Source organism: Micromonospora sp. B11E3, from assembly GCF_039871625.1.
Classification (GTDB): Bacteria; Actinomycetota; Actinomycetes; order Mycobacteriales; family Micromonosporaceae; genus Micromonospora.
The window spans coordinates 1-13,379 of the sequence record NZ_JBDPMC010000014.1; the positions used below are offsets into that span (position 1 = coordinate 1).

Sequence of the window (13,379 nt, forward strand, 5' to 3'; positions counted from 1 at the left end):
ACGCCCCGGCGTCGTCCCGCTGCCCGGTCACGCTGGCCGAGGCGGTGGGCGGGGTGGTGTCCGCCGGCGGCGCCTGCACCACCGTGAACGACACCGACTGCGCCGCCGACGTGTTACCCGCCTTGTCCGTGGCCCGGTACGCCACCGCGTGCTGCCCCGGCTGATTCACCGTCACCGGCGCCGAGTAGGCGACGTACGCCCCACCGTCCAGGGAGAACTCGATCCGCTCGACGCCCGACTGCGCGTCAGTGGCGGAGAGCGTCACGGTGGCCGCGCCCACGTACGCCCCGGCGTCGTCCCGCTGCCCGGTCACACTGGCCGCGGCCGTCGGCGGGGTGGTGTCCGCCGGCGGGGTCTGCACCACCGTGAACGAGACGGACTGCGGCGTCGAGGTGTTGCCCGCCTTGTCCGTAGCCCGGTAGCTGACCGTGTGCTGCCCCGGCTGGTTGACGGTGACCGGCGCCGAGTAGGCGGCGTACGGCTGCCCGTCCAGGGAGAACTCGATCCGCTCGACGCCCGAGCCCGCGTCGGTCGCCGACAGCGTCACCGTCGCCGACCCGACGTACGCCCCGGCGTCGTCCCGCTGCCCGGTCACGCTGGCCGAGGCGGTGGGCGGGGTGGTGTCCGCCGGCGGCGCCTGCACCACCGTGAACGACACCGACTGCGCCGCCGACGTGTTACCCGCCTTGTCAGTAGCCCGGTACGCCACCGTGTGCTGCCCCGCCTGGTTCACCGTCACCGGCGCCGAGTAGGCGACGTACGCCCCGCCGTCCAGGGAGAACTCGATCCGCTCGACGCCCGACTCCGTGTCCGAGGCGGAGAGCGTCACGGTGGCCGCGCCCACGTACGCGCCGTTGTCGTCGCGCTGCCCGGTCACCGCGGCCGTCGCGGTGGGCGGGGTGGTGTCCGCCGGCGGCGCCTGCACCACCGTGAACGACACCGACTGCGCCGCCGACGTGTTACCCGCCTTGTCAGTAGCCCGGTACGCCACCGTGTGCTGCCCCGGCTGGCTCACCGTCACCGGCGCCGAGTAGGTGCCGTACGCGCCGCCGTCGAGGGCGTACTCGACGCGCGCCACCCCGGACCCGCTGTCCGTGGCCGACAGCGTGACCGTCGCCGACCCGACGTACGCGCCGGTGTCGTCGCGCTGGCCGGTGACCGTGGCGGACGCGGTCGGCGGGGTGGTGTCCGAGCCGCCGCCGCTGACGACCAGGAGGCCGGTCATCCCGCCGTGGCCGGGGATCGCGCAGAAGTAGCGGTAGGTGCCCGGCGAGAGCACCACGTCGACCGTCCACCGTCCCCCGTTGGCGTCGCTCGGGTCGGCCAGGATGTTCACGTCGACGTCGCTGTTGTACCGCGGGTCCCCCGTGTCGAACGTCAGGGTGTGCTGCATCCCGGTGGTGTTGCCGGTCGCGGCGCTGTTCTCGAAGACGAGCGTCGCGGGCCCGGCGACGGCGGTGGTGGGAGCCGACCGGTACGCGAGGAAGTTGTCGCCGGCGGTCCAGGTGAGCACCTGGGCCTGCAACTGCCGTGGTGCCGCCGCGACGGCCGTCCTCGCCCCTTCCGGGTCGACCGGCCGGGCGCTGGCCGGCACCGCCACCACCGCGGCGGTCACCATCAGCAGGGCCGCCGTGACCGCGGCCGCGATCGATCTCCGGAGCCGGCCCGCGGGGGGTCGGTCCGGCAGTGGATACCCGTTCATCCAAGCCTCTCTCACAGATGCCGAGGGCGGCACCGGCGGGTGGCGTCACCCCCGCCGATGTCGTGTCGCGTTGGGTCGCCGGATCGACGAGCCGTGTGGCCCCTCCCTGGCCGCACGGGAGCCCCGGCCGTGGCCCGCGGCCACGGTCGTTTCCGTGTAGGTGGGTCTGCCAGGCGGCGGGCGAGCCGGATCGCCGCGTCACCCGGGCAGGGTCGCGCGTCGGAGCTGACGGGGTGTGGTTCCGCGTCGGAGCTGACGAGGAATCACCGAGAGGCGGGACGGACATCGGCCAACCACGGCGCGTCCTCTGCGCCGGCCGCTGGTTGCGCCGCTGGCCCGGGGTGCCAGCCCTGCTCAGAGCCGTGGCCACCGGGCGTGTTGCGCCGCCTGGAGAGCCACGGCCGAGATCGACCGCGCCGCCGGTTAACCTCGGTGAAACATATTGATGAGTCCAGACACTACTAAGTCGGTCTCGACGTGTCCAGACCTTTCGTCATGTCCGGCCGGACTTTTATCCAAGACAACGAAAGTCCGCAGCGCCACCGACACGATGCGCGTTACACACCGGCGCGACGAGCGGCGGGCCGGGCGTGCTGATGCTCGTCGGTGGGGCGCTCGACGACGGCAACGCCGCCGTGTACGGCGAGTTCGTCCGGCAGGCCGGCGGCGTCCAGGCGCGCATCGGCGTGCTGAGCGCCTCGTCCGCCGTGCCCCACTCGAGCGCGAACGCGGTCGGCAAGGTCCTCAAGGCGTACGGGGCCGCGGAGGGGTGCGCTGGAGCTACCTCACCGATGGCGACTCCTACGACCCCACCGGGTGGCAGGTCGGCAAGGGCGCCGGCAACTCGCCGGTGGTGCCGCAGAGCCGGCCGGCCAGGCCGCCGAGCGCCGACGCGTTCGGCTCGTACGCGCTGCGCGACGCGGCGCTCGACCTGGCCGCCGCCGGGCTGTCCGCCTCGACCACCGCGGCGACGGCGGAGACCGCGCCCCGGTTCGTCGTGGGACTCACCAAGGACTCCGGCTTCGCCGCGTACGCGGCAGGCGGAGCGGGTCCCTCCTCGTTCACCGGGATGGCCGTCTCGATCCAGGCCGGCTGATCCGGCTCGGCTGATCCGGCTCGGCTGATCCGGCTCGGCTGATCCGGGTCGGCTGATCCGGGTCGGCTGATCCGGGCCGGCTGATCCCGCCACCGCCGGTCCGTACGGCGGAAGATCATCGCCTAGCCTGAGCGGATGCCCCCGCAGCTTCCCCACCCGGATCCCGGCGTCCCCGACACGCGCGGTCCACTGTGGTACATCTGGTGGCTGGTCCGCTGCCAGCCGTGGCGGGTGCTGCGCGGCAGCCTGTTCGGCACGGCCTGGATGATCGGGCTGTCGGTCCGGCCGTACCTGGTCGCCCGCGCCGTCGACGACGGGCTGCGGGCGCACGACACCGCGGCCCTGCTGCGCTGGGTCGCCGCGATCGTCGCCGCCGGCATCGGGCTGGCCTGGCTGGGCATCATGCGGCACCGCACGATGACGTTCGTCCGGGAGGACGCCACGGCCCGCTCCGCCGGCGTCCTCGTGCGACACCTGTCCCGGGTCGGCGCGGTGCTGCCGCGCAAGCTCGCCGCCGGGGAGGTCGCCACGGTCGGCGGCGCCGACATCGGCCACACCTCGGCCGTGCTGACGGTGACGGGGCCCGGGGTCGGCGCGGTCGTCGCGTACGCGGTCGTCGCCGTCGTGCTGTGGTCGATCTCGCCGTTGCTCGCGGTGGCCGTGCTGCTGGGCGTGCCCGCGATCGCGGTGCTGATCGGGCCGCTGCTGCGCCGGCTGGAGCGGGCCGAGTCGGTCTACCGGCAGCGGCAGGGTGACCTGACGACCCGGGCCGGGGACATCGTGGCCGGGCTGCGCGTGCTCGCCGGGGTCGGCGGGCGCGCCCTGTTCGCCCGCCGGTACGCCGCCCGTTCCCAGGACCTGCGGCGCGAGGGCTACCGGGTCGGCGCGGTCAACAGCTGGATCGAGGCCCTGACGAGCGTCATCCCGGGGCTGTTCCTCGCGGCCGTGGTGTGGCTCTCGGCGCGGATGGTGGTCGCCGGCGACATCACCGTCGGGCAACTGGTGGCCGTCTACGGGTACGTGGCGACCCTCATCGTGCCGGTCTGGTTCCTGCTGGAGGGCGGATACCAGCTGATCCGCGGCCGGGTGGCCGCCCGCCGGATCGTCGCCCTGCTCACCATCGCCCCGGACGACACCATCGCCCCGGACGACACCGGCGGCCCCGGCTCCCGGCCCGCCCCGGACGGTCCCGCCGACCTGCACGACCCGGCCAGCGGGCTGACGGTGCCCGCCGGCGCGCTGCTCGGCGTCGCCAGCGACGACCCCGCCGAGGCCGTCGCGCTGGCCGACCGGCTCGGGCGGTACGCCGTCGGTGACGTCACCTGGGGCGGCGTGCCGCTGACCCGGGTCGCGCTCGACGAGGTGCGCGCCCGGATCCTGGTCGCCGATCACGACTCCTACCTCTTCGGCGGGACGCTGCGGGAGATCCTGCGCGTCCGGCCGGGCGTCGGCGACCCGGAGATCCGGGCCGCCCTGCGCGCCGCCTCCGCCGAGGACGTCGCCGACGCGTTGCCTGACGGGCTCGGCACGCCGATCGACACCCGCGCCCGCACGCTCTCCGGCGGGCAGCGGCAGCGCGTACGACTGGCGCGGGCCCTGCTCGCCGAGCCGGAGGTGCTGATCCTGATCGACCCGACGTCGGCCGTGGACGCGCACACCGAGGAGCGCATCGCCCGGCGGCTGCGTACGGCGCGGGCCGGACGGACCACCGTCGTGCTGGCCACGTCGCCGCTGCTGCTCGGCCGCGTCGACGCGGTCGCGTACCTGAGCGGGGGCCGGGTCGCCGCCACCGGCACCCACGCGGAGCTGCTGCGGCGGGAGCCGGGCTACCGGGCGCTGGTGTCCCGGGACAGCGACCCGGCCGACAGCGACTCCTCGGCCGGGGTGGGAGGTGCGCGGCGATGAGCGGGCTTCCGGTAGCGGACCGGGCGGCCGTCCGCCGGGCCACGGTGGACCTGATCGCCCGGGACCGGCGGGCGGTGGCCGGCCTGCTGGCGCTGCACGTCGCCGCCGCGGTCGCCGGGCTCGCCGCGCCCTGGCTGCTCGGTCGCATCGTGGACTCGGCGGGCGCCGGCGCGGGCGTGGCCACCGTGGACCGCCTGGCGCTCGCGATCGGCGGGTGCGTGCTGGCGCACGGGCTGCTCGCCCGGTACGCCCAGTACGCCGGCCACCGGTTCGGCGAGCGCGCGGTGGCGCGGCTGCGGGAGGACTTCGTCGCGCGGACCCTCGCCCTGCCCGTCTCCGTCGTCGAGCGGGCCGGCACCGGGGACCTGGCCGTGCGCAGCTCGGTCGACGTGACCACCGTCGGGACGACCGTCCGCGACGTGCTGCCGGTCATCGTGATCGCCTCGGCGCAGCTGTCGCTGCTGTTCGGCGCGGTGTTCCTGCTGCACCCGCTGCTCGGCCTGGTCGCGCTGGCCGGGCTGCCGTCGATCTGGGCGGTGACCCGCTGGTACCTGCGCCGCGCCGGGGCCGCGTACCTGGCCGAGGGCGCCGCGACGGCCGAGCTGACCGACGCGCTGACCACGACGGCGGAGGGCGCGCGCACGGTCGAGGCGCTGCGCCTGGCCGACGAACGCGTGCGGCACGGCACGGGGCGCATCGGCCGGGTGTGGGAGACGCGGCGGGCGACGCTGGCGTTGCGGTCGGTGTACTTCCCGGTGGTGGAGGCGAGCTACCCGCTGCCGGTCGCCGCGGTGCTGCTCGCCGGCGGGTTCTTCCTGTCCCGGGGCGCGGTGACACTCGGCGAGGTGGTCGCCGCCGCGCTCTACCTCCAGCAGGCGATCGAACCCCTGGACCGGCTGTTGCAGTGGATGGAGCAGGCCCAGCGGGGCTTCGCGTCGTTCGCACGGGTACTCGGGGTGGGCCAGGTGCCGCCGGAGCCGCGCGGCGCGGCGTCCGCGCTCGCCGGGCACGGGCTCGTGGTGCGCGGCGCGCGGTTCGCGTACGCGGACGGCCCCGACGTGCTGCACGGCATCGACCTGGAGGTACGCCCCGGCGAGCGGCTCGCCGTCGTCGGGCCGTCGGGAGCCGGGAAGTCCACCCTGGCCCGGCTGCTGGCCGGGATCGACGCGCCGCGGGAGGGGGTGGTGAGCCTCGGCGGCTGCCCGGTGACCGACCTCGACCCGGCCGAACGCCGTCGCGGGATCGCCCTGGTCACCCAGGAGCACCACGTCTTCATCGGCTCGCTGCGCGACAACCTGGCCTTCGCCGCGCCCGGGGCGTCCGACGAGCGGATGCGCTCCGCGCTGGCCGCCGTGGGCGCCGACTGGTACGCCGACCTGCCCGACGGCCTCGACACGCAGCTCGGCGACGGCGCCCGCGAGCTCGGTGCCGCCGAGGCGCAGCAGCTCGCGCTGGCGCGGCTGGTGCTCGCCGACCCGCACACGCTGATCCTCGACGAGGCGACCGCCGCCCTGGACCCGACGACCGCCCGGCGGGCCGAGCGGGCGCTGGCCGCCGTGCTCGCCGGGCGTACCGTCATCGCCATCGCGCACCGGCTCAACACGGCGCACGACGCCGACCGGGTCGCCGTGCTGGAGGACGGCCGGATCGCCGAGCTGGGCAGCCACGACGAGCTGGTCCGCGCCGGGGGCGCGTACGCCGCCCTCTGGCGTTCCTGGCACGGCTGACCGGAGGGCGTCAGCCCCAGCGGTCGGCCGCCGCCGCCAGCGCGGCCCGGGCGCCCGCCGTCAGCTCCGCGACCAGCTCGGCGGCCGGCATCTCCCGGGCGAGCGGGTGCGCCTGACCGGCCCACAGGTTCGCCGTCGCGGCGTCGGCGTCGCCGCGGGCGGCGGCCAGCAGCGGCCGGGTCAGGTGCAGCACCTGCGGGTAGCCGGCCGGCGCCGACCGGTCGTGCCGCCGGAGGAAGTCGTTGCCGACGCCGCGCGCCCGCTTCCCGGTGAAAGCCCTGGTCAGGGCGGTCGGCGCGGCGCTGGCGACGGCCGCGCGGTGCATCGGCGAGGTGCCCGCCTCGGGGCAGCGCAGGAACGCCGTGCCGAGTTGCGCGGCGGCGGCGCCGGCGGCCAGCACGGCGGCGAGCCCGGCCCCGTCCGCGACGCCCCCGGCGGCCACCAGCGGCCGGTCGCAGTCGGCGGCGACCAGCCGCAGCAGCGGCAGGAGGGCGTAGTCGTCGTCGTCCGGCATGCCGCCGCGGTGCGCGCCGGCCTCCGTGCCCTGCACGACCACGGCGTCCACGCCCAGCCGGGCCACCGCCACGGCGGCGTCCGGCCGGTTGACCGTCGCCCAGACCTCGGTGCCCCGTTCGCGCAGGGCGGCCACCGCGGCGGCGTCCGGCAGCCCGAACGCGAAGGACACCACCGGCACCGGGTCCGCGAGCAGGGCGGCCAGCTTCTCCGGGTACGCGTCGTCGCCGCCGGTCGGCTCGCCGAGCGTCACCCCGCGCCGCCGGGCCTCCGGACCGAGCCGGTCGGCGTACGCCCGGATGGCGGCCTCGTCGACGGTGCCGGACGGGGGCAGGAAGAGGTTGACCCCGAACGGCCGGTCGGTGCGCGCCCGGACCTCGGCGATGTCGGCGAGCAGCCGCTCGGTGGCGAGCATCCCCGCGGCGAGGAAGCCCAGCCCGCCGGCGGTGGAGACGGCCGCGGCGAGAGCCGGGGTGGACGGACCGCCGGCCATCGGGGCGGCGACGATCGGGCAACGCAACGCGGAGAGCACGGACACGTCGTCCATCCTGCCGAAAGGGGGCCCCTTGTTAACGCCTCCGGTAGAGAAGGGTGCCCTCCTCACCGGGCACCGACACGGGCGCGGCGGGCTTCCGCGACAACCCGAACACGGTAGATTGGCTTCGATACTCGACGTGACTGCGGTGGGGAGAGGCGGGGCGGGGAATGAGTCGACGGCGGGGGCGGCTGGCGCGGGCAGCCCTGCGCCTCGGGCTCGTCCTCGGGGGCGTCCTCTGCGCGTGGGGCGTCCACGAGGCTGCCGTCGCCGACACCGCGCGCGCGGCCGAGACCCCACCGGCGACCACTGTCGACGCGGCCGCCGAGCCGGACGGCGCGCTGCCACCGGCCTACCCGCCCCCCGTCCCCGCCGCCCCAGGGTCGCCGGCACCACAGGCCGCCGGGCCCGGCCCGGCGGGCGGCGACGGCGAAGCGGCATGGAGCCGGACGGCCGCCCACGACCCGCCACGCAGGTCACGGACGGCGGAGTGCAGGGACGGGGCCGAGGCGACGCCGCCGCGCCCGCAGCAGTCGACCCGTACGCCCACCCGAGCCGGAACGCCGATCCTGCCGGCCCTGGCGGGGGTGGTCGCCCCGGTGACCGACCCGCTCCGCGACGGGGTCGTCGCCCCGGTGGCCACCGCCATCAGGCCCGTGACCGACCCGCTCCTCGGCACCGTCGGCCAGGTCCTCGATCCGGTGTCGCCCGTCCTCGACCCCGTCCTGTCCGGCCTCGATCCGGTCCTGCAGGACCTCGAGCCGGTGCTACGACCGCTCGACCCCGCGCTCGACGTGCTCGATCCGGTCCTGACCCCGCCGGCCCCCACGCCGGCCGGGCCCGATGCGCCGCCAGGCCCGGAACCGACCGACCCGGCGCCACCGGGCTCCCCGACCTCGCCGTCGCTCCCCGCCTCGCCCGCGTCGCCGACCGCGCCCGCCCCGGCGACGCCCGGGCGGTCCGCCCTCGCTGCCGCCGCCACCGCTGACGCCGCCGTCCAAATCCCCGCGGCGGCGACCGCGGGACGCGGCGCCGCGACCGACCGGGCCAGCGCCGCCGACCGCGGGCCGACCCTCACCCGGCCCGACGTCGACCCCCGCCTTGCTCCGATCCCGCCGGCAGCCGACGGCACCGGCGTGTACTCCCCCGGCACCGCCCACTGGGGGGCGGCCGCCACGTCGCCCTCGGCCTGGACGCCGCCCCTGCTGGTCGGGCAGGTGAGCCGCGCGGACCGGTCCGGCCACCCGCCGTCCCGGGTGCCCCGTCCGGGGAGCAGACCGGCCTGACCCCCCGGGCAGCCGGACCAGCACGCCCGCAGCCGGGGCAGCACCGACTCCTCGGCTGGCCGGCGCTGACCGGCCGCCCGCGCCGCCGACCGGCACCGACCACAGTGGCCCACCCGCCCAGGTGTCGCCGGGTCGGCCGTCGCTCCAGTCCCCGTTGGGCCCTTCCCTGACCAGGAGTCTCACCATGAGCCTCACCCTGCCCGTCGATCGCGCCCGCTGGCGTGACATCGACCTGATCGTCAGCCTCGTGACCGCCACGGTCTCCGCCTCCCCGCTCGGCGCCTGGCTCGTCCCCGACGAGCGGCGGCGGCCCGCCGTACTCGCCGGCGTGGCCCGCATCTGGACGGAGCACGCGCTGCTGTTCGGCGACGCGTTCCTGCTGCGCGACGGCACCGCCTGCGCCCTCTGGCTCCACCGCTACCGTCCCATCCCCGGCCCGCGGGGGTACGGCAGGCGCCTCGCCGAGACGTGCGGGGAGCACATGGGGCGGTTCGTCCTGCTCGACCGGACTCTCGCCGCGCACCGCCCCGTCGAGGCCCACAACCACCTGGCGTTCCTCGCGGTTCCGCCCGGGCCGGGCGACGCCGTACGGGCGGAGGCGATACTGGCCACAAGCCAGCGGTGGATGGACAACCTGAGCCTGCCTACCTACGCGGAGAGCTGCGGCGGGCTGCACGGCGACCTCTACCGTCGGCACGGCTACGCCGACCGGGAACGGTTCCACCGTCCGGACGGGGTGACCGTCCACGCCCTGTGGCGGCCCTCGGCGCCTCGGGCGACTGCCCGCGACGCGACCCTGATGGTCAAGCGGTGTGTTCGGCGACGGCGTCCGCGGCGGGACGACGGGGCGACCGGGTGGCCGTCGGGGCGGCAGGCCCCCGACGGCCCCACGGCCTGACGGTGGGGGTACGGGCGGGCGGCCGTGGCGATGCAGACGCGATCGCCGCGGGCGTGCTCGGCTCCCCGTACCGGACACGCAGGTCCTGATCTCCGCCCCGGGCTGTTCGGCGGCGCGGGGCCGGCCCACCGAGCGGTGGGCCGGCCCCGCCCTGCCTCGACGGTCAGCTCGACCGGTCGGCGACGCGCAGCCGGAGCCCGTACTTCGGCGCGAGGGTGACCAGCGGCTTCAGCGCGACCCGCTGGCCGGGGGCGAGGGTGAACCGGAAGCGCTGGGCCAGCGTCGCCAGGATCAGCTTCGCCTCCATCTCGGCGAAACCGGCCCCGACGCAGATCCGCTCCCCGCCGCCGAACGGCATGAAGGCGTACCGGGGGATGTCCGCCTCGCGCTCCGGCGCGAAGCGTTCCGGGTCGAACCGGAAGGGGTCGGGGAAGTACCGCTCGTGGTGGTGCATCACGTACGGCATGATGAAGATCCCGCTGCCCCGGCGGAGCCGGTAGCCGCCCAGCTCGACGTCCTCCACCGGGGTCCGCTTGTTGAGCGTCCAGGCCGGCGGGCAGAACCGCAGCGCCTCCTTGAAGACCATCCCGGTGTAGCGCAGCCGCGGCAGGTCCTCGGCGGTCGGGGGTCGGCCGCCCAGCACCTCGTCCAGCTCGGCGCCCAGCTTCTCGGCCACCTCGGGGTGCTGCGACAGGAGGTACCAGGCCCAGGTCAGCCCGTTGGCCGTCGTCTCCTGGCCGGCGACGAAGATGGTGACGGCCTCGTCGCGTACCTGCTGGTCGGTCATGCCGCCGCCGTCGACCTCGTCCTGGGCCAGCAGGAACATCGACAGCAGGTCGCCGTGGTCCTCCCCGCTGGCCCGCCGCTCGGCGATGATCCGCATGACCGCCTCGTCGAGCACCCGCGTGCCGCGCTTGAGGAGCTGGTGCAGCGGCAGGAGCAGCCACGGCGACACGAGCATCCCGAACTTGCTGATCTGGATGGCGATGTCCTGCAGGCCGGCGACCGCCCGCTGGACCTTGTACGCCTCCTCGTCGGGCACGCCGCTGCCGAACATGGACCGCGACACCACGTTGAGCGTCAGCTTCATCATCTCGTGGTGCATGTCGCGGACGTCGCCGGGCCGCCAGCCCTCGATCAGGCGCTGCGTGGCGTCCACGGCGATCTCGCCGTACCCGGCCATCCGCCGGTGGCGGAACGCCGGCTGCACCAGCCGACGCTGCCGGCGGTGGTGCTCGCCGTCGCTGGTCAGCAGGCCCTTGCCCATCCAGCGTCCCAGGGTCCGCAGGTCGTGCGGGTCCTTGGTGAACTTGTCCCGGCGCAGGACCAGCACGTCGTGGATGTGGTCGGGGTGGCTCAGCAGGTAGTTGCGGGTGGGCCCGATGGTGAACGACGCGACGTCGCCGTGCGTCGCCGTCTCCATCATGAACTCCACCATGCCCCGGCCGAGCCCGGGCAGGTTGCCGAGCAGGGGCACGCCCTTCGGCCCCGGCGGGTGACGGTCAGGCACCGGCCGCCTCCTCCGCTCGCGCCGGCTGCGCCGCGGTCACCGCGCCCGCGGCCGCCGGGCCGGCGGCGGTCGCCGGGCCCCGCCCCGCGCCCGGGGTCCGCGGTACGCCGCGCCGCAGCACCAGGCCGACCCAGATGAACCAGATCGGGGCGGCCAGGGCGCCGCCCAGTATCGCCGAGACCAGCACCATCGGGCCGATCCCGAAGGCCACGCCGACGGCGGTGGTGCTGGTGAGCACGCCGAGGGCGATGCCGAGGTACGCCAGCGGACGCCGCAGCAGCCCGTGCCGCAGCGCGAGGATGTTGACGACCAGGAACCACGGCCCGAGGGCGCCGAACCGCAGCCAGGTCGCCGGGTCGAGCCGCAGGAGCAGGTCGGTGGTGACGATCGCGGTCTGTACGGTCGGATCGCCGCCGGCGTAGTCGCCCGCCCACAGCGGCGTGGCCGTCACCAGGCGGAACGTCTCGACCGCCGTCACGCCGAAGGAGAGGTACGCCAGGCCGGTGGTCCACCGCACCCAGCCCTCGTGCCGCTCGCGGACGAGGTCGGCGATGGCGGGGATCGCCCCGAACGCGAAGACCGCGCCGAGGGCGTAGCCCCAGTAGTACAGGACGCGCGGGGTGCCGTCGGCGGCCAGCGCCCGCCAGAGTTCGTCCTTGTTCTCGTGCGGGATGAACTGGGTCGGGTCGAGCACGAAGAAGGTCGTGACCACGACGTACGAGACACCCACCAGGATCGCGCAGGTGCCGCCCAGTCTGTTCATCCGGTTGTCGTCCATACGGGACATCTCCTGTACCGGGTCAGGCCGTCGAGCGGCGTGGCTCGACGGTCATCTTCAGCCCGTACCGGGGGCTGGTGGTGATCATCATCTTGGGCTCCACCGGGTGGTCCGGCACCATGCGCAGCCGGTACCGCTGGGCGATGGTGGCCAGCGTCAACTGCGCCTCCAACTCGGCGAGCCGGTTGCCGATGCAGAGCCGGGGCCCGCCGCCGAACGGGAAGTAGGCGAACCGGGGCCGGCCGGCGGACCGCTCCGGCGTGAACCGCTCGGGGTCGAACCGCTCGGGCTCCTCCCACAGGTCCGGGTGCCGGTGCGTCAGGTACGGGCTGATGTAGATCAGCGACCCGGCCTTGACGTCGTAGCCGCCGATGCGATCGGGCCCGGCCGCCCGGCGTTCCAACCAGGGCACCGGGTAGAGCCGCAGCGTCTCCTCCAGCACCATCCGCGTGTACTCCAACTGCGGCACGTCCGCCACGGTGGGCAGTCGGCCGCCGAGCACCCGGTCGAGTTCGTCGTGCAGCCGCGCCTCGATCTCCGGGTTCCGCGACAGCTCGTACCAGGCCCAGCTGAGCTGGTTCGACGTGGTCTCGTACCCGCCGAGCAGCAGCGTGGCGATCTCGTCGCGCAGCTGCTTGTCCGGCATGCCCTCGCCGGTCTCCTCGTCGCGCGCCGCCAGCAGCATCGACAGCAGGTCGTGGCTGTCCCCGCCGTCGCGGCGGCGCTCGTGCAGGATGCGGTAGATGATCCCGTTCAGGCCGCTCATCGCCTCGTTGAACGCCCGGTTGCGCCGGGTGGGCACCCGCGGCGGCGGCGCCAACGGCACCGTCGCCCGGTAGAGGCAGTAGTTGACGATCGTGTCGAGGTACCGGCTGATCGCCGCCACCTCGTCGTCGCCGCGCAGCCCCGTGCTGAACAGCGACTTCGTCGCCACGTTCATCGACAGGTTGACCATCTCCGCGGCGACGTCGAGCGGCTCGCCGCGCTCGGCGTGCGGCTGCCAGGTGTCGACGCGGTCCACCACGTCCTGGACGATGCCCTCGCCGAGCTGCTGGATCCGCTGCCGGTGGAACGCGGGCTGCATCAGCCGCCGCTGCCGCCGCCAGAAGTCGCCGTCGCTGGTGAACAGCCCCTCGCCGAACGCGAGCTTGAGCGGCTTGTACTCGAACGACTGCTTGTCGTAGTTGCGGCTGTTCACCTGCAGGACGTGCCGCAGGTGGTCCGGGTGGTTGATCAGGTGCACGGTGAACCCGGCGACGGTGAACCGCACGATGTCGCCGTACTCGCGGCTGACCCCGCTCAGGAAGCCGATAAGGTCGCGCCGCAGGTCGAACAGGCTGCCGACGAGGAACCTGCCGCGGGGGCCGGGGGCCAGGCGCGGCCCGGCCCCGGCCGGAGCCGTGGGTGTCACGCTGGCCATGCCTGGTCC

The 13,379-nt window shown here is 75.3% G+C and carries 10 protein-coding genes; 5 read left to right on the forward strand and 5 right to left on the reverse strand.

The window, feature by feature from the left end:
• On the reverse strand, positions 1 to 1,702 hold a 1,702-nt coding region (locus ABGB16_RS10265; RefSeq protein WP_347667753.1), incomplete at its 3' end, for a hypothetical protein.
• A gap of 769 nt (positions 1,703 to 2,471) precedes the next feature.
• On the opposite strand from ABGB16_RS10265, the gene ABGB16_RS10270 reads away from it, so the two are divergent.
• From ABGB16_RS10270 to ABGB16_RS10280, 3 genes are all read left to right on the forward strand, one after another.
• The gene (locus ABGB16_RS10270; RefSeq protein ID WP_347667754.1) at positions 2,472 to 2,798 is read left to right on the forward strand and encodes a hypothetical protein; all 327 of its coding nucleotides are present in this window, start codon (positions 2,472 to 2,474) and stop codon (positions 2,796 to 2,798) included.
• A 135-nt stretch (positions 2,799 to 2,933) separates the two neighbouring features.
• Positions 2,934 to 4,703: an ABC transporter ATP-binding protein gene (locus ABGB16_RS10275; RefSeq protein ID WP_347667755.1), complete on the forward strand. Its 1,770-nt coding sequence runs from the start codon at positions 2,934 to 2,936 to the stop codon at positions 4,701 to 4,703.
• Positions 4,700 to 6,430, forward strand: a complete 1,731-nt coding sequence (locus ABGB16_RS10280) for an ABC transporter ATP-binding protein (protein WP_347667756.1) — start codon at positions 4,700 to 4,702, stop codon at positions 6,428 to 6,430. The genes ABGB16_RS10275 and ABGB16_RS10280 overlap by 4 nt, the downstream gene beginning before the upstream one ends.
• A 10-nt stretch (positions 6,431 to 6,440) precedes the next feature.
• Here the strand turns inward: ABGB16_RS10280 and ABGB16_RS10285 are convergent, their stop codons facing one another.
• Positions 6,441 to 7,481, reverse strand: a complete 1,041-nt coding sequence (locus tag ABGB16_RS10285; protein WP_347667757.1) for a nitronate monooxygenase — start codon at positions 7,479 to 7,481, stop codon at positions 6,441 to 6,443.
• A gap of 167 nt (positions 7,482 to 7,648) precedes the next feature.
• Here ABGB16_RS10285 and ABGB16_RS10290 point away from each other — a divergent pair, with 167 nt between their 5' ends.
• Positions 7,649 to 8,764 carry a hypothetical protein gene (locus ABGB16_RS10290; protein ID WP_347667758.1) on the forward strand — a complete coding sequence of 372 codons (1,116 nt, stop codon included), beginning with the start codon at positions 7,649 to 7,651 and terminating at the stop codon, positions 8,762 to 8,764.
• A gap of 184 nt (positions 8,765 to 8,948) precedes the next feature.
• Positions 8,949 to 9,662 (forward strand): hypothetical protein, encoded by a 714-nt coding sequence (locus ABGB16_RS10295; protein ID WP_347667759.1) that lies wholly within the window; start codon positions 8,949 to 8,951, stop codon positions 9,660 to 9,662.
• Positions 9,663 to 9,825: 163 nt separating this feature from the next.
• On the opposite strand, the gene ABGB16_RS10300 is transcribed toward ABGB16_RS10295, so the two are convergent.
• From ABGB16_RS10300 to ABGB16_RS10310, 3 genes are read right to left on the reverse strand one after another with little or no spacing between them, the layout of a single operon-like run.
• Positions 9,826 to 11,172 carry a cytochrome P450 gene (locus ABGB16_RS10300; protein ID WP_347667760.1) on the reverse strand — a complete coding sequence of 449 codons (1,347 nt, stop codon included), beginning with the start codon at positions 11,170 to 11,172 and terminating at the stop codon, positions 9,826 to 9,828.
• Positions 11,165 to 11,950: a DUF4386 family protein gene (locus ABGB16_RS10305; protein ID WP_347667761.1), complete on the reverse strand. Its 786-nt coding sequence runs from the start codon at positions 11,948 to 11,950 to the stop codon at positions 11,165 to 11,167. Before ABGB16_RS10305 ends, ABGB16_RS10300 begins: the two co-directional genes overlap by 8 nt.
• Positions 11,951 to 11,972: 22 nt before the next feature.
• Positions 11,973 to 13,370, reverse strand: a complete 1,398-nt coding sequence (locus ABGB16_RS10310) for a cytochrome P450 (protein ID WP_347667762.1) — start codon at positions 13,368 to 13,370, stop codon at positions 11,973 to 11,975.
• Positions 13,371 to 13,379: the final 9 nt, after the last annotated feature.

What these genes read in the sequence shown, in the direction of transcription:
- ABGB16_RS10275 (WP_347667755.1), top strand. Translation starts at nt 2,934, where the DNA reads ATGCCCCCGCAGCTTCCCCACCCGGATCCCGGCGTCCCCGACACGCGC.
- ABGB16_RS10280 (WP_347667756.1), top strand. Translation starts at nt 4,700, where the DNA reads ATGAGCGGGCTTCCGGTAGCGGACCGGGCGGCCGTCCGCCGGGCCACG.
- ABGB16_RS10290 (WP_347667758.1), top strand. Translation starts at nt 7,649, where the DNA reads ATGAGTCGACGGCGGGGGCGGCTGGCGCGGGCAGCCCTGCGCCTCGGG.
- ABGB16_RS10295 (WP_347667759.1), top strand. Translation starts at nt 8,949, where the DNA reads ATGAGCCTCACCCTGCCCGTCGATCGCGCCCGCTGGCGTGACATCGAC.
- ABGB16_RS10305 (WP_347667761.1), bottom strand. Translation starts at nt 11,950, where the DNA reads ATGGACGACAACCGGATGAACAGACTGGGCGGCACCTGCGCGATCCTG.
- ABGB16_RS10310 (WP_347667762.1), bottom strand. Translation starts at nt 13,370, where the DNA reads ATGGCCAGCGTGACACCCACGGCTCCGGCCGGGGCCGGGCCGCGCCTG.